This is a genomic window from Pseudomonas sp. MLB6B, assembly GCF_054508135.1.
In genome coordinates this window covers 2,318,588-2,338,873 of sequence record NZ_CP199313.1, presented here as the reverse complement: position 1 = coordinate 2,338,873, position 20,286 = coordinate 2,318,588, and the positions used below count along the sequence as shown (strand labels likewise).

Annotated in this window: 16 protein-coding genes; 1 reads left to right on the top strand and 15 read right to left on the bottom strand. The window is 65.0% G+C overall.

Annotation, left to right across the window (positions count from 1 at the left end):
* Positions 1-91: 91 nt before the first annotated feature.
* The 15 genes from ACSMEV_RS10275 to acs all read right to left on the bottom strand — a co-directional run bounded on the left by ACSMEV_RS10275 (position 92) and on the right by acs (position 19,574).
* A complete protein-coding gene (locus tag ACSMEV_RS10275; protein WP_459205094.1) occupies positions 92-1,327 on the bottom strand; it encodes an aspartate kinase in 1,236 nt (411 codons plus the stop codon).
* A 129-nt stretch (positions 1,328-1,456) separates the two neighbouring features.
* On the bottom strand, positions 1,457-4,081 hold the full coding sequence (gene alaS / locus ACSMEV_RS10270) for an alanine--tRNA ligase (protein WP_459205093.1): 2,625 nt from the start codon (positions 4,079-4,081) through the stop codon (positions 1,457-1,459).
* 319 nt (positions 4,082-4,400) lie between these two features.
* Positions 4,401-5,408, bottom strand: a complete 1,008-nt coding sequence (gene astE / locus ACSMEV_RS10265) for a succinylglutamate desuccinylase (RefSeq protein ID WP_459205092.1) — start codon at positions 5,406-5,408, stop codon at positions 4,401-4,403.
* Between the two features lie 13 nt (positions 5,409-5,421).
* Complete coding sequence (locus ACSMEV_RS10260) at positions 5,422-5,712, bottom strand: topoisomerase II (protein ID WP_459205091.1); 291 nt, start codon at positions 5,710-5,712, stop codon at positions 5,422-5,424.
* A 15-nt stretch (positions 5,713-5,727) separates the two neighbouring features.
* Complete coding sequence (gene astB / locus ACSMEV_RS10255) at positions 5,728-7,077, bottom strand: N-succinylarginine dihydrolase (RefSeq protein WP_459205090.1); 1,350 nt, start codon at positions 7,075-7,077, stop codon at positions 5,728-5,730.
* Positions 7,078-7,099: 22 nt separating this feature from the next.
* Positions 7,100-8,563, bottom strand: a complete 1,464-nt coding sequence (gene astD, locus ACSMEV_RS10250) for a succinylglutamate-semialdehyde dehydrogenase (protein WP_459205089.1) — start codon at positions 8,561-8,563, stop codon at positions 7,100-7,102.
* Positions 8,560-9,591: an arginine N-succinyltransferase gene (astA, locus tag ACSMEV_RS10245; RefSeq protein WP_459205088.1), complete on the bottom strand. Its 1,032-nt coding sequence runs from the start codon at positions 9,589-9,591 to the stop codon at positions 8,560-8,562. Before astA ends, astD begins: the two co-directional genes overlap by 4 nt.
* A gap of 87 nt (positions 9,592-9,678) precedes the next feature.
* On the bottom strand, positions 9,679-10,698 hold the full coding sequence (gene aruF / locus ACSMEV_RS10240; protein WP_459205087.1) for an arginine/ornithine succinyltransferase subunit alpha: 1,020 nt from the start codon (positions 10,696-10,698) through the stop codon (positions 9,679-9,681).
* Positions 10,699-10,836: 138 nt separating this feature from the next.
* Positions 10,837-12,057 carry an aspartate aminotransferase family protein gene (locus tag ACSMEV_RS10235; RefSeq protein WP_459205086.1) on the bottom strand — a complete coding sequence of 407 codons (1,221 nt, stop codon included), beginning with the start codon at positions 12,055-12,057 and terminating at the stop codon, positions 10,837-10,839.
* Positions 12,058-12,617: 560 nt separating this feature from the next.
* The gene (locus ACSMEV_RS10230; protein ID WP_459205085.1) at positions 12,618-13,601 is read right to left on the bottom strand and encodes a GlxA family transcriptional regulator; all 984 of its coding nucleotides are present in this window, start codon (positions 13,599-13,601) and stop codon (positions 12,618-12,620) included.
* Positions 13,602-13,701: 100 nt separating this feature from the next.
* Entirely contained in the window at positions 13,702-14,466 is a 765-nt protein-coding gene (locus ACSMEV_RS10225; RefSeq protein ID WP_313741699.1) for an ABC transporter ATP-binding protein, read from the bottom strand.
* Between the two features lie 22 nt (positions 14,467-14,488).
* Positions 14,489-15,187, bottom strand: coding sequence for an ABC transporter permease (locus ACSMEV_RS10220; RefSeq protein WP_459205084.1), 699 nt, complete (start codon positions 15,185-15,187; stop codon positions 14,489-14,491).
* Positions 15,184-15,873 (bottom strand): ABC transporter permease, encoded by a 690-nt coding sequence (locus tag ACSMEV_RS10215; RefSeq protein WP_296264428.1) that lies wholly within the window; start codon positions 15,871-15,873, stop codon positions 15,184-15,186. The genes ACSMEV_RS10220 and ACSMEV_RS10215 overlap by 4 nt, the downstream gene beginning before the upstream one ends.
* Before the next feature lie 92 nt (positions 15,874-15,965).
* Complete coding sequence (locus tag ACSMEV_RS10210; protein WP_459205083.1) at positions 15,966-16,751, bottom strand: ABC transporter substrate-binding protein; 786 nt, start codon at positions 16,749-16,751, stop codon at positions 15,966-15,968.
* 861 nt (positions 16,752-17,612) lie between these two features.
* A complete protein-coding gene (gene acs, locus ACSMEV_RS10205; RefSeq protein ID WP_459205082.1) occupies positions 17,613-19,574 on the bottom strand; it encodes an acetate--CoA ligase in 1,962 nt (653 codons plus the stop codon).
* Positions 19,575-20,014: 440 nt separating this feature from the next.
* Between acs and ACSMEV_RS10200 the strand changes: the two genes are divergently transcribed.
* Positions 20,015-20,269, top strand: a complete 255-nt coding sequence (locus ACSMEV_RS10200) for a DUF2790 domain-containing protein (RefSeq protein ID WP_459205081.1) — start codon at positions 20,015-20,017, stop codon at positions 20,267-20,269.
* Positions 20,270-20,286: the final 17 nt, after the last annotated feature.

Below are 20,286 nucleotides of genomic sequence, written 5' to 3'. Positions count from 1 at the left end.
AGCCTTGCGACCGCGCTCGCAAGGACAGGAGCGTGCGCGATTGCCAGAAACGCGAAAGGGCGCGGCAAGCCGCGCCCTTCCCTGCAGCGTGTTACTCGCCCTGACGCGCGGGCGCGTCGAGCTCGAACGCGGTGTGCAACGCACGCACGGCCAGCTCCAGGTACTTCTCTTCCAGCACCACCGAAACCTTGATCTCGGAGGTGGAGATCATCTGGATGTTGATGCTCTCCTTGGCCAGCGCTTCGAACATACGGCTGGCAACGCCCGCGTGGGAACGCATGCCGACACCTACGATGGACACCTTGGCGATCTTGATGTCACCGATGACTTCGCGCGCACCGATCTCGCGGGCCGTGTTCTGCAGCACAGACAGCGCCTGATCGTACTCGTTGCGGTGCACGGTGAAGGTGAAATCGGTGGTGTTATCGTGCGCCACATTCTGCACGATCATGTCCACTTCGATGTTCGAAGCGCTGATCGGGCCGAGGATCTTGAACGCCACGCCCGGGGTGTCCGGAACGCCGCGAATGGTCAGCTTGGCCTCATCGCGGTTGAACGCGATACCGGAAATGATCGGCTGTTCCATGGATTCCTCTTCGTCAATGGTGATGAGGGTGCCCGGACCCTCCTTGAAGCTGTGCAGCACGCGCAGCGGGACGTTGTACTTGCCGGCGAACTCCACCGAACGGATCTGCAGCACCTTGGAGCCGAGGCTGGCCATTTCCAGCATCTCCTCGAAGGTGATCTTTTCCAGGCGCTGGGCTTGCGGCACCACGCGCGGATCGGTGGTGTAGACGCCATCCACATCGGTGTAGATCTGGCACTCCTCGGCTTTGAGCGCCGCCGCCAGGGCCACGCCCGTGGTGTCCGAGCCGCCGCGGCCGAGGGTGGTGATGTTGCCGTGCTCGTCCACGCCCTGGAAACCGGCGACCACGACGACACGACCGGCTTGCAGGTCGGTGCGGATCTTCTGGTCGTCGATCTGCAGGATGCGCGCCTTGTTGTGCGCGCTATCGGTAAGGATGCGCACCTGATTGCCGGTGTACGACACCGCCGGCACGCCACGTTCGAGCAAGGCCATCACCAAAAGAGCGATGGTGACCTGCTCGCCGGTGGACACGATCACGTCCAGCTCGCGCGGATCGGGCTTGTCGCTGATTTGCTTGGCCAGCTCGATCAGGCGGTTGGTTTCGCCGCTCATGGCCGACAGCACGACCACCAGATCATCGCCCGCCTCGCGGAATTTCTTGACCTTGTCGGCGACCTGCTGGATCCGCTCGATGGAACCGACAGAGGTGCCGCCAAATTTCTGTACGATCAACGCCATTTCAAAGGTGCCTCGGCCCCCGAGGGGCCCCAGTAAACAATCCATCCTGCCGGCGAGCGGAGCGCCGCCCGACCCGCCTCCCTCGACGGGCAGGCAGACCGGGCTCAGCGATTCACCGCCCGCGGCATCTCAAAGTCCCTGCTCGGCGAACGGCACGGCCAGGGCCAGGGCCTTGTCCAGGGCAGCGACATCGATGCCGCCACCCTGAGCCATGTCCGGACGACCGCCGCCTTTGCCGCCTACCGCCGCGGCGGCTTGCTTCATCAGGTCGCCAGCCTTGAGTTGGCTGGAGAGGTCCTTGGTCACGCCGGCTACCAGCACGACCCGGCCTTCATGCTCGCTGCCCAGCAGGATCACTGCGTGGCCGAGCTTGTTCTTCAACTGGTCGACCAGCGCCAGCAGTGCCTTGCCATCCTGCCCATCCAGGCGGGCGGCGAGCACCTTGGCGCCTTTGACCTCAACGGCCGCGCTGGAGAGATCGTCCCCTGCGGCGCTGGCGGCCTTGGCCTGCAACTGCTCCAGTTGTTTTTCCAGCTGACGGTTGCGCTCGAGCACCGCCGCCAGCTTGTCGATGAGGTTGTCGCGGTTGCCCTTGACCAGCTGGGCCACTTCCTTGACCTGCTCTTCGGCAGCGTTCAGGTAGGCCAGGGCCGCAGCGCCGGTGACCGCTTCGATGCGGCGCACGCCGGAGGCCACGCCGCCTTCGCTGACGATCTTGAACAGGCTGATGTCGCCGGTGCGCTTGGCATGGATGCCGCCGCACAGCTCTACCGAGAAATCGCCGCCCATGCTCAGCACGCGCACGGTCTCGCCGTACTTCTCGCCGAACAGCGCCATGGCGCCTTTGCGCTTGGCGGTCTCGATGTCGGTCTCTTCGGTGAGGATCTCGGTGTTGCGGCGGATCTCGCGGTTGACGATGTCCTCCAGCGCCTTGATCTGCTCCGGCTTGACCGCCTCGAAGTGGCTGAAGTCGAAACGCAGGCGCTGGCTGTCGACCAGCGAGCCCTTCTGCTGCACGTGCTCGCCCAGCACCTGGCGCAACGCTTCGTGCAGCAGGTGGGTGGCCGAGTGGTTCAGCGAGGTGGCCTGTTGCACCTGGGCCTCGACCCGCGCCTGGACCTGGGCGCCGCGCTCCAGCGCGCCGCTGGCCATCACGCCGTGGTGCAGGAAGGCGCCGCCGGTCTTGGTGGTGTCTTGCACTTCGAAACGCGCCCCGTCGACTTTGATCACGCCGACGTCGCCGATCTGCCCGCCAGACTCGCCATAGAACGGCGTGCGGTCGAGGATGACCACACCCTCATGCCCTTCGGCCAGGTGCTCGACCGCAACGCCGTCGCGGTACAGGGCCACGACCTTGGCCTCGCCTTCGGTGGCGGCGTAACCGAGGAATTCGGTGGCGGTGTCGACCTTGACCAGGCTGTTGTAGTCCATGCCGAAGGCGCTGGCCGAACGGGCGCGCTCGCGCTGGGCGTTCATTTCGCGCTCGAAGCCGGCTTCGTCGATGGTCAGCTCGCGCTCACGGGCGATGTCGGCGGTCAGGTCCATGGGGAAGCCGTAGGTGTCGTACAGCTTGAACACCACGTCGCCCGGCACGACGTTGCCGTCGAGCTGCGCCAGGTCCTGTTCGAGGATGCGCAAGCCCTGCTCCAGGGTCTTGGCGAACTGCTCCTCTTCGGCCTTGAGCACGCGCTCGATGTGCGCCTGTTGGCTCTTCAGTTCGGGGAAGGCCTCGCCCATCTCGGCCACCAGGGCCGCGACGATCTGGTAGAAGAAGCTGCCCTTGGCGCCCAGCTTGTTGCCGTGGCGGCAGGCGCGACGCACGATGCGGCGCAGCACGTAGCCGCGGCCTTCGTTGGACGGCAGCACGCCGTCGGCGATGAGGAAGCCGCAGGAACGAATGTGGTCGGCCACCACCTTGAGCGAGGCCTGGGCCTCGTTGCTGCAGCCGATGGCCTTGGCGGAGGCGTCGAGCAGGCTCTGGAACAGGTCGATCTCGTAGTTCGAGTGCACGTGCTGCAGCACGGCGCTGATCCGTTCCAGGCCCATGCCGGTGTCCACCGACGGTGCCGGCAACGGATGCAGCACGCCGTCGGCGGTGCGGTTGAACTGCATGAAGACGTTGTTCCAGATCTCGATGTAGCGGTCGCCGTCTTCTTCCGGGGAGCCGGGTGGGCCGCCCCAGATGTCGGCGCCGTGGTCGTAGAAGATCTCGGTGCACGGACCGCATGGGCCGGTGTCGCCCATGGTCCAGAAGTTGTCGGAAGCGTAAGGCGCGCCTTTGTTGTCGCCGATGCGTACCATGCGCTCGGCCGGCACGCCGACTTCCTGGGTCCAGATGTCGTAGGCTTCGTCGTCGGTGGCATAGACGGTGACCCAGAGCTTTTCCTTGGGCAGGTTCAGCCACTGCGGCGAAGTCAGGAAGGTCCAGGCGAAGGTGATGGCGTCGCGCTTGAAGTAGTCACCGAAGCTGAAGTTGCCGAGCATCTCGAAGAAGGTATGGTGACGCGCGGTGTAGCCGACGTTCTCCAGGTCATTGTGCTTGCCGCCGGCACGTACGCATTTCTGGCTGCTGGTAGCACGGGTATAGGCGCGCTTTTCCTGGCCGAGGAAGCAATCCTTGAACTGGTTCATACCGGCGTTGGTGAACAGCAAGGTGGGGTCATTGCCCGGGATCAACGAGCTGGAGGCAACTCGGGTGTGGCCCTGCTCTTCGAAGAAGCGAAGGAAGGCTTCACGGATTTCTGCGCTTTTCATAGGTTCTTCCACGGAAACGGCGGCCCGCTTGGGGGCAAACGCGTCGACGAAACGACGGCAAAGGGCCGCATTATATCGGTCCTGCAAGCTCGGTGCAGTGTGTTTTGTGCGTTAGCAAGCGTCGCAGACACGGCTTTTGAAGTGGATGCGGACAAAAACGACTGGCCCGGATGCTAAATGCAGCTTCTCGCCACTGGCAAGCCCATTGACGACGCAGCTTGTGGGAAAAGAGGACGGCAAGCCCGTTAAAAGGTTTTCATTCAGCCGTTGCGACAGCCCGCTTCGCCGCACACGGCAGCCGTTGCCGCGCGATGGCGCCCTATTCGAGCCCCTCCCCCGCCTCCGGCACGATCAGCAAACCGGCGCGCAGGCCGTTCTTCACATGGGGGTTGGGGAAGATGATGCGCGCGCCCTGCTCCTCCACCACCCAGCGCGTCTGCGCCAGGTCTTCGGCCAGCAGATAGCCGGGCGCCAGCTCGGCGAAGTTCTCGATGTCGTCGGGCAGGTGCAGGCGGAAATGCTCGCTGTGCTTGATGATCTCACGGGCCACGCCGAACAGCTGCAAGCCTTGCAGAGCAGTGTCCAGAGAGGGTTCGCAGCCTTCGACAAGCTGCCACAGCCGCTGGCGCAGGCGATCGAGGTTGACCTGGCCGTTGTGCCCGAAAGGCCTGGCCTTGCCCAGTTCCAGGGTGAAGGCCTCGGCCTCGAGCTGCTCGTAGGTGAAGGCACTGAAGGTGGTCGACGGCTTGCGCTGCAACAGCACCGCCTCGACCCCGGCGGCCTCCAGCCGGGCCAGCTCGCGGCGCGAATGCCGGCGCCCCGCCTTGAAGGGGTACAAGGCGAACTGCTCGATCTTCGAGCCGCGAATGGCCGTGTGCAGGTCGTAATGCAGACGGGTCCGCCCCGGCAGGCTGAAGAACACCCGGGCGAACTGCTCCAGCTCTGCCGCGCGCAGGGCCTCGGCCCCGCTGGCGGCGGCATGCCGACCGTTGAACAGACGGTTGATGTCCTGTTCCAGATAGCGCTCGCCGCGACGGATCGCCGGGGGATTGCCGAACAGGAACAGCACCCTTGCGCGCGGCTTGAGGATGCCGCCGGCGATGGCGGCGATCAGCGCGTCGAGCAGTTCGATGGGGGCCGTTTCGTTGCCATGGATGCCTGCCGACAGCAGCAGGTCCAGACCATTGTCCAGGGCCTCGGGAGGACGCACTTCGAGCGCGCCCTCGCCGAGCCAACGCAGGCGCACGCCCTCGACGGTCACTTGGGTCTTGTCGGCCGGTTCACGCCCGACCAAGGTCAGTTCAAGCAATCTACCGAGCGAGAGCATGGCGCGCGTCCTTTTAGTGGTGGTGGCCGCAGTCGGGGCCGTGCACGTGGTCGTCTTCGTCGTCGAGTTCGGCGGCTTCCATTTCCAGTTGCAGGCTCACCAGGTTGGTGGCCATCGGGCGCAGCAACAGGTTGGCGTATTCGCTGTCGCCCTCGGCGACGTCGACGCCGATCAGCAACTGGCCGCGGCCATCCTGCTGGATCCACACTTCCTTGCCTTGCCAGAGCACGGCAAAGCGGGTGCAGGAGGTTTGCAGTTGGGTACCGTCGTCATCTTCCAGCAACAGGCTCAAGGCTTCGGACATTACAGGTTCTCTCTTTCAGGGTTGGCGTTGGAACGGATAGACCGCGCCCAACTTTAGAATCCGGGTCAGCTCGTCGAGAGCGATGCGCGACTCGTCGAGCAGTTGCGGGTCGGCCAGGTCCGCGTCGGTCAGGCGATCACGATAATGCCGCTCGACCCATTGCAACAACGTGGCATGCAGCGCGTCGTCGAGCAGCACTCCTGGGTTCACCGCCGCCAGTTCGGTCGCGTTCAGTGCCACGCGCAGCCGTAGACAGGCCGGGCCACCGCCGTTCTGCATGCTCTGCTTGAGGTCGAAGGCCTTGACCTCGCGCACCGGCTCGCCTCGGGTGGTCAGCTCCTGCAGGTAATGCCACACGCGCGGATGGTTGCGGCACTCCTCGGGCACCACCAGCAGCATCGAACCGTCGGCGCGGCTGAGCAACTGGCTGTTGAACAGGTAGGAACGCACCGCGTCCTCGACCGACACCTGCGCGCGCGGCACGCCGATGGCCTGCAAGCACCCGCCCCTGGCGGCGAGCTTGCTGCGCAGTTCGTCCAGCACGGCATCGCTGTCCAAGAAAGCGTCCTGGTGGTGGAACAGCACCTCGCCGTTGCCCACCGCGATCACATCGTTATGGAACACGCCCTGGTCGATCACCGTCGGGTTCTGCTGCGCGAAGACCACGCCATCGGCACCCAGGCCGTGCAGACGGGCCACGGCCTGGGAGGCTTCGAGGGTCTGCCGCGCCGGGAACTTGGTCGGCGCCGGCAAACGGTTGTCGAAGGCGCTGCGGCCATAGACGAAGAACTCCACCCCGGCCGCGCCATGGTCGCGGCACAACCGTGTGTGGTTGGCCGCGCCTTCGTCGCCGAACTGCATCACCGCCGGCAGTGCCGGGTGGTGGGCGAAATGACGGGGGTCGTCGAACATGGCCTGCAACACCCGGCTGGTGGTGGGGTGCTCGATGCTGCGGTGGTATTTGCAATTGAGGTTGGCGGCGGTGAAGTGCACGCGGCCGTCGGCGGTATCGGCGCTGGGGCTGACGGTCGCGGCATTGGCCACCCACATGCTCGAGGCCGAGCAACTGGCGACCAACAACGGCATGGCCTCACGGGCGGCCTGAAGAATGACCTCGGCGTCGCTGCCGGTGAAGCCCAGGCGGCGCAGGCCGGCCACGTCCGGCCGTTCCTGCGGCGCCAGCACGCCCTGCTTGAAACCCAGGTCGGCCAAGGCCTTCATCTTCGCCAGGCCCTGACGTGCCGCTTCGCGTGGGTTCGAACCCTGCTGGCCGTTGCTTTGCGAAGCGACGTTGCCGTACGACAGCCCGCCGTAGTTGTGGGTGGGGCCGACCAAGCCGTCGAAATTGACTTCGAACGCATTCATGACAGGGCTCCAGGTCGATGGCTCATAGGCTGACGCCCGGCGTCAGGGTGCTCGGCAGGGCCAGGCTGGCGGTCTCCAGGGAGGCCACCGGGTAGGCGCAGTAATCGGCCGCGTAGTAGGCGCTGGCGCGGTGGTTGCCACTGGCGCCCACCCCACCGAACGGCGCGCTGCTGGCGGCACCGGTCAGCGGCTTGTTCCAGTTGACGATGCCGGCGCGGCTGTGCAGCCAGAACTGCTCGTAGCGCGCTTGGGAATCGGACAGCAGGCCTGCGGCCAGACCGTAGCGGGTGGCGTTGGCCTGGGCCATGGCCTGTTCGAAATCGTCGTAGCGGATCACCTGCAACAGAGGCCCGAACAGCTCCTGATCGGGCGCGGCGGGCAAGGCCGTGACATCGACGATGCCCGGCGTAAGCAAGGCGGCGCCCGGCTGCGGTTGGGTCATGCCGAGCAGGCATACGCCACCGCTGGCCAGCAGCTGCGCCTGCGCCGCCAGCAGCGCTTCGGCTGCGGCCAAGGAAATCACTGCGCCCATGAAGGGCGCGGGCTGCGCGTCGAAACGATCGACCCGCAGCGCGTGGCTGACCTCCACCAGGCGCACCAGCAGGCCATCGCCCCACGCGCCGCGCGGCACCAACAAACGCCGCGCGCAGGTGCAGCGCTGGCCGGCCGACAGGAACGCCGACTGCACGATGGCATAGACCGCCGCATCGATATCGGCCACTTCCTCCACCACCAGCGGATTGTTGCCACCCATTTCCAGCGCCAGGATCTTCTCCGGCCGACCGGCGAACTGCTGGTGCAACGCCGCCCCGGTGCCGCTGGAGCCGGTGAACAGCAAACCGTCGATGCCTTCGTTGGCCGCCAGGGCCACGCCCGTGTCGCGCGCGCCTTGCAGCAGGTTGAGCACGCCAGCGGGCAAGCCGGCGGCGATCCAGCAGCGCAGCGTCAGCTCGGCCACCTTGGGCGTCTGTTCACTGGGCTTGAACACCACGCAGTTGCCGGCCAGCAGCGCCGGCACGATATGCCCATTGGGCAAGTGGCCGGGGAAGTTGTACGGCCCGAACACCGCCAGCACGCCATGGGGCTTGTGCCGCAAGGCGGCGGTCGCGCCGCCCAGGGGGCCGCTCTTCTCTCCGGTGCGTTCCTGATAGCTCTGCAGCGAGATGGCGACCTTGTTGATCATGCTGGTGACCTCGGTAGCCGCTTCCCACAAGGGTTTGCCGGTTTCCTCGCCAATGCAATGCGCCAAGGCGTCGGCATTGGCCTTGAGCTGCGCGGCGAAGGCTTCCAGCACCTGGATGCGCGCTGCCAGCCCCTGCCCGGCCCACCCGGCGAAGGCACGCCGCGCGGACTGCACAGCGGCCTCGACCTGCCCGGCCGTGGCCGCTTGGCCCTGCCACAAGACCGCCTGGGTCACCGGGTCGAGCGACTGCATCGGCGCGCCCTGCCCGGCTTGCCACTGCCCATCGAAGTAATGCGTGCTCATGCGCGCACCTCCCGCGTGGCCGACAGCGGCACCGCACGTACACTGTCGCCCGCGCTCAGGCGCAAGCGCTTGGCGGTCGGCGGATCGACCACAAGGGTGCCCGCCGCCAAGCGCGCCGGGGCGGCGGTGATGCGGCAGTCTTCGCGCTTGCGGTTGTGGATCAGGTAGGGCGTGGCGTCGTCGCCCGGCGTACCGACCGCCAGCACCAGCGTCTGGCTGTCGCGCACGGCGCGGATGCGCGCGGTCTCGCATTCGACCGCAGGCCCGGCATCGAAGATGTCGACATAGCCCTGATAGGTGAAGCCTTCGCGTTCGAGCATCGCCAGGGCCGGCTCGGTGTCCTCGTGTACTCGGCCGATCACGGCGCGCGCCGCTTCCGAGAGGAAGCAGGTGTACAGCGGGAATTTGGGCATCAGCTCGGCGATGAACGCGCGGTTGCCCACCCCGGTCAGGTAATCGGCCTGGCTGAACTCCATCTTGAAGAAGTGCCGGCCCAGGCTTTCCCAAAAGGGCGAGCGCCCGGCCGCATCGGACATGCCGCGCATCTCGGCGATCACCTTCTTGCCGAACAGCTCGGCGAATTCGGCGATGAACAGCAAGCGCGCCTTGGACAGCAAGCCACCACCGACGCCGTTGCGCTGGTCGGCGCGCAGGAACAGCGAGCAGAGTTCGGCGTTGCCGGTGAGGTCGTTGGCCAGGAACAGGGTGGGGATTTCGCGGTAGATCTGCAGCTCTTGCGAGGCACTGACCGTCAGGCCCACGCGATAGTTGTACCAGGGCCGGCGCAAGCCCACGGCGCCAGCGATGGCGGAGATGCCGACGACCACGCCGTCGTCGTTTTCCAGCACGAACAGGTAGTCGGTGTCGCCGCGCTCGGCCTCGCCACGAAAGCTCTTCTCGGCCCAGGTCACCCGCTGCGCCAGGCGCTCTTCACTAGCCGGCAAGGTGGTCAGGCCGATGTTGCCGGTGCTGCGGGCCAGGTCGATCAGCGCGGGTAAGTCGCTGCTGCGTACGGGACGGACGATCATGCTTTCTCCTTGGGCGGTGGCTTGTGCCTGCCGCGAAACTCACTGTGTGCGGGTCGCGCCCGGCACCCGACGATCTAACGGCAGGGCTTAGACGGCGACCAGCCGCACGTTGTCGTCTTCGCCCACACCCAGGGCATCGGCGGCTTCCAGGCTCAGCGCCACCGGCTGGCCCGGCGCCCAGTCCAACTCCAGCACCACCGCACGGAAATCCTGCAACTGGCCGTTGCAGACCAGGTAGGCGCGGGTACCGGGCGGCGCGGTGGGCGCGATGGCCACCGCCGCCATTCGGCTCTGGGCGATCGAGCGGATGCCCGAGGTGCGCGCATGCAAGGTCGGGCCGCCGTCGAAGATGTCGATGTAGTGCTCGGTCTCGAAGCCTTCGCGCATGAGGATGTCGAAGGTGATCTGCGCCCGCGGGTGCACCTGGCCCATGGCCTCTTGGGCACGATCGGGCAGCAGCGGTACGTAGATCGGGTAGTTGGGCATCAGCTCGGCGAGGAAGGTGCGGCTCTTGAGCCCGCACAGGCGTTCGGCCTCGGCGTAGTTGATGGCGAAGAAGTTGCGCCCGATCGAATCCCAGAACGGCGAGTCGCCTTGCTCGTCGCTGTGGCCGACGATTTCGGTCACCACTGATTCGGCGAAGCGTTCGGGGTGCGAGGCCATGAACAGCAGGCGGCCGCGCGAATTGAGTTCGGCCCAGGCGCTGCCACTGAGTTCAGGCTGCACGTAGAAGCTGCTGAGCAGGCTGTTGCCGGTCAGGTCGTGGCACAACGACAGCACGTGGATCTTGTTGTGGATCTTCAGCTCGCGCGAGGCATGCACGAAGGTTTCGTTGCGGAAGCTGTAGAACGGCTCGGAGTACCCCGCCGAGGCGACGATGGCCGAACAGCCGGCCAACTGGCCGGTGCTGCTGTCTTCGAGGACGAAGAAGTAGCGCTCTTCGCCATTGAAGCTCACTTCGGCCGCGAAGGAGGCCTGCGACGCCGCGATCTTGTCGCCCAGGCGGCCGGCATCGTCGGGCAGCGAGGTGACGCCGATGGGGCTGTCGGCGGCCATGCGTTGCACTTCGTTCAGATCGGCCATCTGCGCGGGGCGCATTACCAGCATGGGGTCACTCCTTCGAGGGCGCGGCGCCACTGGCGGCGACACGCGGAAAAAACGGCCGCGCCGCCCTGGGGGCGCACGCAGCCGCTGGAACGATCGTGGTCACGTGGGCATGGCCCGACGCGACCGGGGCAGTGCAGGTCAGGCTTGGGTCAAGCGCGCTACGGCGCGCTCGAAGCGGTCCAGACCTTCGTCGATATCGGCGTATTCGATCACCAGGCTGGGGGCGAAACGGATCACGTCGGGGCCGGCCTGCAACACCATCACACCGTCCTGCTCGGCGGCGTTGAGCACGTCCTTGGCCTTGCCGGCCCAGGCTTCGCTCAGCACGCAGCCGATCAGCAGGCCCACGCCGCGCACCTTGCTGAACAGGCCATACTGCTCGCCGATCCGCTCGAGGCGCGCCTTGAAGCGCGCATGGCGCTCGCGGATGCCCGCCAGGGTTTCAGGCGTGTTGACCACGTCGAGCACCGCGCAGGCCACCGCGCAACCGAGCGGGTTGCCGCCATAGGTGGTGCCATGGGTGCCGGGGGCGAAGTGGCTGGCCAGCTCGCTGGTGGTGAGCATGGCGCCGATGGGGAAGCCGCCACCCAGGCTCTTGGCGCTGGTGAGGATGTCGGGGGTGACGCCGAAATGCTGGTAGGCGTACAGCGAGCCGCTGCGGCCGACGCCGGTCTGCACTTCGTCGAAGACCAGCAAGGCATTGTGCTGGTCGCACAGGGCACGGGCGCCCTCCAGGTAAGCTTGGTCAGCCGGCACCACGCCGCTCTCGCCCTGGATCGGTTCGATCACCACGGCGCAGGTCTTGTCGGAAATCTGCGCCTTGAGCGCGTCCAGGTCGTTGTAGGCGACATGGCTGATGCCGGTGATTTTCGGCCCGAAACCGTCGGAGTACTTGGGCTGGCCACCGACGCTCACGGTGAACAGGGTGCGACCGTGGAAGCTGTTCACGGTGGCGATGATCTCGTGCTTGTCGGGGCCGAAACGGTCATGGGCCACACGGCGGGCCAGCTTGAACGCCGCTTCGTTGGCCTCGGCGCCGGAGTTGCAGAAGAACGCGCGGTCGGCGAAGGTCGCCTCGACCAGCTTGTGCGCCAGGCGCAGCGCCGGCTCGTTGGTGAAGACGTTGGATACGTGCCAGAGCTGGTTGGCCTGCTCGGTCAAGGCCTGGACCAGCGCCGGGTGGCAGTGCCCCAAGGCGTTGACCGCGATGCCGCCGGCGAAGTCGATCAGCTCGCGACCGGACTGGTCCCACACGCGGGAACCCAGACCTCGCACCGGAATGAACGCCGCCGGCGCGTAGTTGGGGACCATTACCTGGTCGAAATCGGCACGTTGCACCGGAGCTTGCTCAACGGACATCGGAGTCTCCTGGGGAGGAACGCTTGCCGGGGGCGGCGAGCGTTCGGGGATTGTAAGGACTGGGCGCCAGCCGGCCTTGCGGCCAGGCGACAACTTGTTACAGCGCCTCACCGAGGTAAGCCTGGGCTGTCGGCGATGCGACACGAACGGTCACATTTGCGCAGTGTAACGGCCCGTTGCGGTTCCGTGAACGCTCTTGTGGAAGTGGTCGTCGTAGCGTGTCGATTAGCAGCGATTGCCCGCAACGCTGGTCCGATGGCTGCGGCATTTTCCTGGCAGAGGATAAGCGGCGTTTGCGATAGGGCGGCGTGGCCGCCCATCGCGGCTGAAGCCGCTCCAACAGGCGCTCCCACTGAGAACCGCTTCAGCCGCCTCGACGAATACCCCTGCGGGAACCGCTTCAGCCGCCTCGACAAGCGCGTCTGTAGGAGCGGCTTCAGCCGCGATGGCCGGCACCGCCGGCCTGGTAAAACCAACACGAATCCGACATGAGCCCATCGCCTGCATCAGAGCCGCTCCCCAGGCGATCACGACAATTCGCAACGCCGAACCGGTCGCGCCTACAGACCTTTCTCCACCGGCGCGGAGCTGAGTTCGAAGGGGCTGTTGTTGCGCCGCTGGTTGCGGTCTTCGCGCGGGGTCGCGCCGAAGAAGTTGCGGTAGGCGCTGGAGAAGTGCGGCCCGGACGAGAACCCGCACGACAGGCCGATCTGGATGATCGACTTGCTGGTCTGCATGAGCATCTGCCGCGCCTTGTTCAAGCGCAATTCGAGGTAGTACTGGCTCGGCACGCGGCTCAGGTACTGCTTGAAGATGCGCTCGAGCTGGCGGCGCGAGACGCACACGTGCTGGGCGATCTCGTCGGTGGTCAGCGGCTCTTCGATATTGGCCTCCATCAACAGTACCGCCTGGGTCAGCTTGGGGTGGCTGGAACCCAGGCGGTTCTGCAACGGAATGCGCTGGCGCTCGCCGCCCTCGCGAATGCGTTCGACCACCAGCTCCTCGGACACGGCGCCGGCCAGCTCCGCGCCATGGTCGCGGGCCAGCATCGCCAGCAGCAGGTCGATCACGGCCATGCCGCCACAGGCGGTCAGGCGGTCGCGGTCCCAGTCGAACAGGTGGCTGGTGGCGATCGCCTTGGGGAAGCGCTCGGCGAAGTCGTCCTGCCAGCGCCAATGCACCGCCGCGCGGTAACCGTCGAGCAGGCCCAGCATCGCCAACGGGTACACCCCCGCCGACAGCCCGCCCAGTGTGCAACCTGCGCGGGCCATCTGCTTGAGCGCGCTGGACACCGCAGCGGTGATGGCCTGGGGCGGCTCGTCGGCCAGCAGGAACAGCTTGTCGCACCCCTCCAGGCGCGCGCCCCACGGCTCGCCGGGCAGACGCCAGGCTTGCTCGGGCGTCGCTTCGGCCTGCACGAACGACAGCTCGTAGCTCACCTCTGGATGCACCCGTTGGGCAACCTGCAACACCTCCTCGGCCAGGGCCAAGGTCAGGGGCCGGGTACTGGGCCAGATGAGAAAACCGATACGCTGGGTGGTCATAGGGTGCGGTCCGAAACCTGAAGTCGGTCGAGTCTGAGGCGCCAAGGGTAGCCCAAAGGCGCTGCGCAGGATGCCCTATTCTGGTGCAAATCCGTAGCCCTTACTTCAAGCTGCCGGAGAGGAACTGCTTGAGCCTTTCCGACTGCGGATTGGCCAGCACCTCGCGCGGATGGCCAGTTTCCTCCACCAGGCCCTTGTGCAGGAACAGCAGCTGGTTGGACACCTCGCGAGCAAAGCCCATTTCGTGGGTCACCACGACCATGGTGCGGCCTTCCTGGGCCAGGCCCTGCATGACCTTGAGTACATCGCCCACCAGTTCCGGGTCGAGCGCCGAGGTTGGCTCGTCGAACAGCATCACTTCGGGCTCGACCGCCAGGGCGCGAGCGATGGCCACGCGCTGCTGTTCGCCGCCGGACATGTGTCCGGGGAAGGCGTCCTTGCGGTGTGAAACGCCGACCTTGTTCAGGTAGTACTCGGCCTTCTCCAGCGCTTCCTTCTTGTTCACGCCAAGCACATGCACCGGCGCCTCGATGACGTTCTCGAGCGCGGTCATGTGCGCCCACAGGTTGAAGTGCTGGAACACCATCGACAGCCGCGAACGCAGGCGTTGCAGTTGCTTGGCATCGGCGGCGCGCAGCGCGCCGTCCTTGCCCGGTACCAGCTTGAGCGCCTCGTCGTTGAGCAGGATCTGCCCGGCATGCGGTTGTTCGAGCAGGTTGATGCAGCGCAGGAAAGTGGATTTGCCCGAACCACTGGAGCCGATGATGCTGATCACATCGCCTGCCTTGGCGGCCAGCGACACGCCTTTGAGCACTTCATGGCTGCCGTAGCGCTTGTGCAGGTCTTGGACTTGAAGTTTGTACATGCTGTCGGTTCTCACAGAGCGTTCAGTGCTTGCGCGGCGCCAGGTAGCTGAGCCAGCGGCGCTCGGCCAGCTTGAACAGGCGTACCAGAATGAAGGTCAGGCACAGGTAGAACACCCCCGCCGTGATGTAGGCCTCGAAAGGCAGGTAGTACTGGGCATTGACGGTGCGCGCCGCGCCGGTGATGTCGATCAGGGTGACGATCGAGGCCAGGCTGGTGGTCTGCAGCATCATGATCACTTCGTTGCTGTACTGCGGCAGCGCCCGGCGCAGCGCCGAGGGCAAGAGGACGCGGCGGTACATCTTCAGGGTCGACATGCCCATGGCCTTGGCCGCCTCGATCTCGCCGTGGGGCGTGGCCTTGAGGCTGCCGGCGATGATCTCGGCGGTGTAGGCGCTGGTGTTGATGGCGAACGCCAGGCAGGCGCAGAAGGTCGCGCTCGACAGCCAGGGCCAGAACAGGCTTTCGCGCACCGCTTCGAACTGGGCCAGCCCGTAGTAGATCAGGAACAGCTGCACCAGCATCGGCGTGCCGCGGATCACGTAGGTGTAGAGCCAGGCGACGAAGTTGACCACCGGCTGCTTTGAGCAGCGCATCAGACCCAGCGGAACCGCCGCCAGCAAGCCGAAGAACAGCGAGATGGCCAGCAGTTGCAAGGTGGTCAGCAGGCCGTCGAGGTACAGCGGCAGCGCCTGCCAGATGACCGAGTAGTTGAAGATCATAGTTCCACCACTTTCACGCCCACCGAGTAGCGCCGTTCGAGGTACTTGAGCGCCAGCAGCGAGACACTGGTCAGCACCAGGTACATCGCCGCCACCGCCAGGAAGAAGGTGAAGGGTTCGCGGGTGGCGTCGGCCGCCTGCTTGGCCTTGAACATCATGTCTTGCAGACCGACCACGGAAATCAGCGCGGTGGCCTTGGTCAGCACCAGCCAGTTGTTGGTGAAGCCCGGAATCGCCAGGCGGATCATCTGCGGCACCATGATGCGGAAGAACACCTGGCGGCTGCTCATGCCATAGGCCACGCCTGCTTCGGCCTGACCCTTGGGAATGCCGAGAAACGCACCGCGGAAGGTTTCCGACAGGTACGCACCGAAAATGAAGCCCAGGGTGCCGATACCGGCGGCCAGGGGGTTGAGGTCGATGTAGTCGTCATACCCCACCAGCGGCGCGACCCGGTTGATGATGTCCTGGCCGCCATAGAAGATCAGCAGGATCAGCACCAGGTCGGGGATACCGCGGACCACCGTGGCGTACAGGTCGCCGAGCCAGGCCAGCCAGCGCACCGGCGACAGGCGCAACGCCACGCCGATCAAGCCGAGCACGATGGCCAGGGCCATCGACGACAGGGCCAGCTGCAACGTCAGCCAGGCCCCGTCGAGGATGACCGCCCCGTAGCCTTTCAACATGTTTGGAATTCCTCACGGCTTATAAAAGAAAAATGGTGCAAACCACAGACCTTCTGCTGTTTGCACCATTGCACGGGCGACGCCCTTTTTGGTTACTGGGCGTCTGGACCGTAGATGTCGAAGTTGAAGTACTTGTCCTGGATCTTCTTGTACTCGCCGTTGGCGCGGATGGCGTCGATGGCGGCGTTGATGCGCTCGCGGTTGGCGTCGTCACCCTTGCGTACGGCGATACCGACACCGTCGCCGAAGTACTTCACGTCGGTGAAGGACGGACCGACGAAGGCGTAGCCCTTGCCGGCGTCGGTTTTCAGGAAGCCGTCCTCGAGCAGGGTAGCGTCGGCCACGGTGCCGTCGAGGCGACCGGCGCCGATGTCCAGGTAGATTTCGTTCTGGGTGCCGTAGGGCACGATGGTCGCCCCTTTGGGCGCCAGCACTTCCTTGGCGAAGCGGTCGTGGATCGAGCCACGCTGCACGCCGATCTTCTTGCCCTTGAGCTCGGCCAGGCTGTCGCTGACGGTGGTGCCCTCTTTCATGACCAGGCGAGCCGGAGTCAGGTAGTAGCGCTTGGTGAAGTCGACCGACTGCTTGCGGTCGTCGGTGATCGACATGGACGACAGGATCGCGTCGATCTTGCGCACCTTCAGCGCTGGAATCAGACCGTCGAACTCTTGCTCGACCCATGTGCATTTGGCATTCATCTGCGCGCACAGGGCGTTGCCGATGTCGTAGTCGAAGCCGGCGATGCTGCCATCGGGCTGCTTGAAGGCGAACGGCGGGTAAGCCGCTTCTATGCCGATCTTCAACGGTTTCTCGTCGGCGTGCGCTACCAGGGACATCATGGACAGCGCCAAGGCGCCGAACAGGGCAAGTTTCTTCATCAAGTAACTCCATCGGTACGAGGCAATGCACGACAGCCCAGGGCGACTGGGCATGCCAATGAGTACAGCGCGAGCCACGGGCATCGACCAAAGTCGCAGACCACGAGCGATCAGGGGGCATTTTAACGACAGAGCGGATGACGATGTTGCGCTCAGGCGACAACTACGTACATAAGTGCTCTAAACAGCAATCGGCCAGGTTGACAAGGAATATTAAATATGCCTGAAAACCCCTTGTAGGAGCGGCTTTAGCCGCGATGGCCGGCAACGCCGGCCCAACAGCCATCACGCCGTGCAATGAGCGATGAGCGTTATGCGGCACCTGCATTGGGGCTGCGTTGCAGCTCTTCGCGGCTGAAGCCGCTCCCACAGGGTTCGCGGACGGTACACCCATCGGCTAGCAATAAGCGGACCTATTATTCGCAAAGCCAGGTAATACGGCAAGTGTAGTGGGATGTGATTGCCTGCCGAACCCATCGCCGCCCCATGAAAGTGCCGCGCCTGTTTCAAGAGGCCTCGCATGGGCACAGGGGCAGGTTCGGCATGCAAGCGGCGATGTCCGCCGAAGTAACGCCACGCAAAGAAAACCCCGCCAGACATCGGCGGGGCTTCGCAGCGCGCTGGTGGCCGACCAGACGGCTCAGGCGCTGACTAGGCTCTGTACGAAAAGTTGCCGAGCGACGATCAGGCAAGGCGAAAACAGGCGAGGAAGCGGAGTTTGCTGGTTGCAAATGAGCATTCCGAGCCTGTTTTCAACGCAGCATGATCGCCGCGCAGGCATTTTTCGTACAAAGCCTAGATGCACCGACTTGTACGTGTCGATCAAGCGCCGGGCAAGCGCACCGACTCACACCAGGTCGATCAGGCGCTGGCCCGACCCATCGACTTGTGCGTGTCGATCAGGTGCTGCACCACGCCTGGATCGGCCAGGGTGGAAATATCGCCCAACGCGTCGTATTCACCCGTGGCGATCTTGCGCAGGATGCGCCGCATGATCTTGCCCGAACGGGTTTTCGGCAGGCCCGGCGCCCACTGGATGACATCCGGCGAGGCGATCGGGCCGATTTCCTTGCGTACCCAGTTCTTCAGTTCCAGGCGCAGTTGCTCGCTCGGTTCTTCGCCCGCATTGAGGGTGACGTAGACATAGATGCCCTGCCCCTTGATGTCGTGGGGCACACCGACCACGGCAGCCTCGGCCACCTTGCTGTGGGCGACCATGGCGCTTTCGATCTCGGCGGTGCCCATGCGGTGGCCAGAGACGTTGAGCACGTCATCGACGCGACCGGTGATCCAGTAGTAGCCGTCTTCGTCGCGCCGCGCACCGTCGCCGGTGAAGTACATGCCGCGGAAGGTCTTGAAGTAGGTGTCGACGAAACGGTCGTGGTCGCCATACAGCGAGCGCGACTGGCCCGGCCAGGAGTCGAGGATCACCAGGTTGCCCTCGGCGGCGCCTTCGATGAGGTTGCCGAGGTTGTCCACCAGCGCCGGCACCACGCCGAAGAAGGGCTTGGTCGCAGAGCCCGGCTTGAGCGCGGTAGCGCCCGGCAGCGGGCTGATGAGGATGCCGCCGGTCTCGGTCTGCCACCAGGTGTCGACGATCGGGCAGCGCTCCTTGCCGACGGCCTTGTGGTACCAGTTCCAGGCTTCCGGGTTGATCGGCTCGCCCACCGAGCCGAGCAGGCGCAGGCTTGAGCCGTCGGCGCCGGCCACGGCAGCCTCGCCCTCGGCCATCATGGCGCGGATGGCGGTCGGCGCGGTGTAGAGGATGTTGACCTTGTGCTTGTCGACGATCTTCGACACGCGGGTGATGTCCGGGTAGTTCGGCACGCCTTCGAACAGCAGTGTGGTGGCGCCGTTGGCCAGCGGGCCATAGACGATGTAGCTGTGGCCGGTGATCCAGCCCACGTCGGCGGTGCACCAGTAGACCTCGCCCGGCTTGTAGTCGAACACCTTCTCGTGGGTCAGCGCGGCGTAGACCAGGTAGCCCCCGGTGGTGTGCTGAACGCCCTTGGGTTTGCCGGTGGAGCCGGAGGTATAGAGGATGAACAGGGTTTCCTCGGCGCCCATTTCTTTGGGCAGGCACTGGCTGGACGCCACTTTCATCAGGTCTTCGTACCAGATGTCGCGGTGCTGGTGCCAGGCGATGTCGCCGCCGGTGCGCTTGCAGACGATGATCTTCTGGACGGTGGAGGTTTCCGGGTTGGTCAGCGCCAGGTCGACGTTGGCTTTGAGCGGCGTGCGACGGCCGCCGCGCACGCCTTCGTCGGCGGTGATCACCACTTTCGAGCGGCAGTCGATGATGCGCCCGGCCAGGGCTTCGGGCGAGAAGCCGCCGAACACCACCGAATGGATCGCGCCGATGCGGGCGCAGGCCAGCATGGCCACCACCGCTTCGGGGATCATCGGCATGTAGATGGTCACCACATCGCCGCGGTGCACGTCCTGGCCGCGCAGGGCGTTGGCGAACTTGCAGACGTCTTCGTGCAGCTCGCGGTAGGTGATGTTGCGGTGGTCGGCAGGGTCATCGCCCTCCCAGATGATCGCGACCTGGTCGCCGCGCTCTTCGAGGTGACGGTCCAGGCAATTGTAGGAAACGTTCAGAGTGCCGTCGGCGAACCATTTGATGTCGACGTGGTGGTCGTCGAAGGAGGTCTGCTTGACCTTGGTGAAGGGCTTGATCCAGTCGAGGCGCTGGGCCTGCTCACGCCAGAAGCCTTCGGGGTTGATCACCGACTGCTGGTACATGGCCTTGTAGGTGGCCTCGTCGGTCAGGGTCGAAGCCGCTACGTCGGGGCGAACGGGATACAGTGAAGCCGCACTCATCTCTGATACCTCGGTTTAATAGTTGTTTTTGTATGGAACCGTTGTAACCGTACCAGAACGGACGCGGCCATTCGACGATGGTAGTAGCGCTGCCGGCCTGCCCTGCCGAGCGGCATGCTGCGGTGCTGCGTCTTATATCGCGGCGTTCGACGGCCAGTGATGCGGCGAAAAATAACGCCTATAACCTGCGCATTCTTGTAAAAATGCGAACACTCTTTATCACGATTCGCGCTGTTTCCACCCTCGCTCGGCGCCTAGACTTTCTCTCGCCAGCAACGGCATCGAGATTGACACTAACGACAGCCCCCACGAAGGCCGTGTCGATTGCGAGCAACTTCCAACCCCACTGTTCGACGCCGCGTTCATGACGCTGCGCGAGCCCCTGCAACTTGCAACTTCCAAGTGTGCAACTTGCGGTTCACCCTATAGGTAATCCGAACATGAAATATGTATTGGCAATGCTCCTGTGCAGCGCCACTGGCGTAGCCATGGCCGACGACCCGAACGCTCCCGCACCAACCCCGGTCGAAGCCTACGACTACGCCCAGCACCTGGACATCGCCCACGTACTGTCGGTCAGCGAAGTACCCAACGTGTGCGCCGTGGTCCCGGCACGCATGACCTACGAAGACTCCCAGGGCCAGCGGCACGTGCTCGAATACCGCGTCATGGGCAATGGTTGCTCCAACGGCTGACCACCCGCGCAAAGCCT

What these genes read in the sequence shown, in the direction of transcription:
- ACSMEV_RS10275 (WP_459205094.1), bottom strand. Translation starts at nt 1,327, where the DNA reads ATGGCGTTGATCGTACAGAAATTTGGCGGCACCTCTGTCGGTTCCATC.
- alaS (WP_459205093.1), bottom strand. Translation starts at nt 4,081, where the DNA reads ATGAAAAGCGCAGAAATCCGTGAAGCCTTCCTTCGCTTCTTCGAAGAG.
- astE (WP_459205092.1), bottom strand. Translation starts at nt 5,408, where the DNA reads ATGCTCTCGCTCGGTAGATTGCTTGAACTGACCTTGGTCGGGCGTGAA.
- ACSMEV_RS10260 (WP_459205091.1), bottom strand. Translation starts at nt 5,712, where the DNA reads ATGTCCGAAGCCTTGAGCCTGTTGCTGGAAGATGACGACGGTACCCAA.
- astB (WP_459205090.1), bottom strand. Translation starts at nt 7,077, where the DNA reads ATGAATGCGTTCGAAGTCAATTTCGACGGCTTGGTCGGCCCCACCCAC.
- astD (WP_459205089.1), bottom strand. Translation starts at nt 8,563, where the DNA reads ATGAGCACGCATTACTTCGATGGGCAGTGGCAAGCCGGGCAGGGCGCG.
- astA (WP_459205088.1), bottom strand. Translation starts at nt 9,591, where the DNA reads ATGATCGTCCGTCCCGTACGCAGCAGCGACTTACCCGCGCTGATCGAC.
- aruF (WP_459205087.1), bottom strand. Translation starts at nt 10,698, where the DNA reads ATGCTGGTAATGCGCCCCGCGCAGATGGCCGATCTGAACGAAGTGCAA.
- ACSMEV_RS10235 (WP_459205086.1), bottom strand. Translation starts at nt 12,057, where the DNA reads ATGTCCGTTGAGCAAGCTCCGGTGCAACGTGCCGATTTCGACCAGGTA.
- ACSMEV_RS10230 (WP_459205085.1), bottom strand. Translation starts at nt 13,601, where the DNA reads ATGACCACCCAGCGTATCGGTTTTCTCATCTGGCCCAGTACCCGGCCC.
- ACSMEV_RS10225 (WP_313741699.1), bottom strand. Translation starts at nt 14,466, where the DNA reads ATGTACAAACTTCAAGTCCAAGACCTGCACAAGCGCTACGGCAGCCAT.
- ACSMEV_RS10220 (WP_459205084.1), bottom strand. Translation starts at nt 15,187, where the DNA reads ATGATCTTCAACTACTCGGTCATCTGGCAGGCGCTGCCGCTGTACCTC.
- ACSMEV_RS10215 (WP_296264428.1), bottom strand. Translation starts at nt 15,873, where the DNA reads ATGTTGAAAGGCTACGGGGCGGTCATCCTCGACGGGGCCTGGCTGACG.
- ACSMEV_RS10210 (WP_459205083.1), bottom strand. Translation starts at nt 16,751, where the DNA reads ATGAAGAAACTTGCCCTGTTCGGCGCCTTGGCGCTGTCCATGATGTCC.
- acs (WP_459205082.1), bottom strand. Translation starts at nt 19,574, where the DNA reads ATGAGTGCGGCTTCACTGTATCCCGTTCGCCCCGACGTAGCGGCTTCG.
- ACSMEV_RS10200 (WP_459205081.1), top strand. Translation starts at nt 20,015, where the DNA reads ATGAAATATGTATTGGCAATGCTCCTGTGCAGCGCCACTGGCGTAGCC.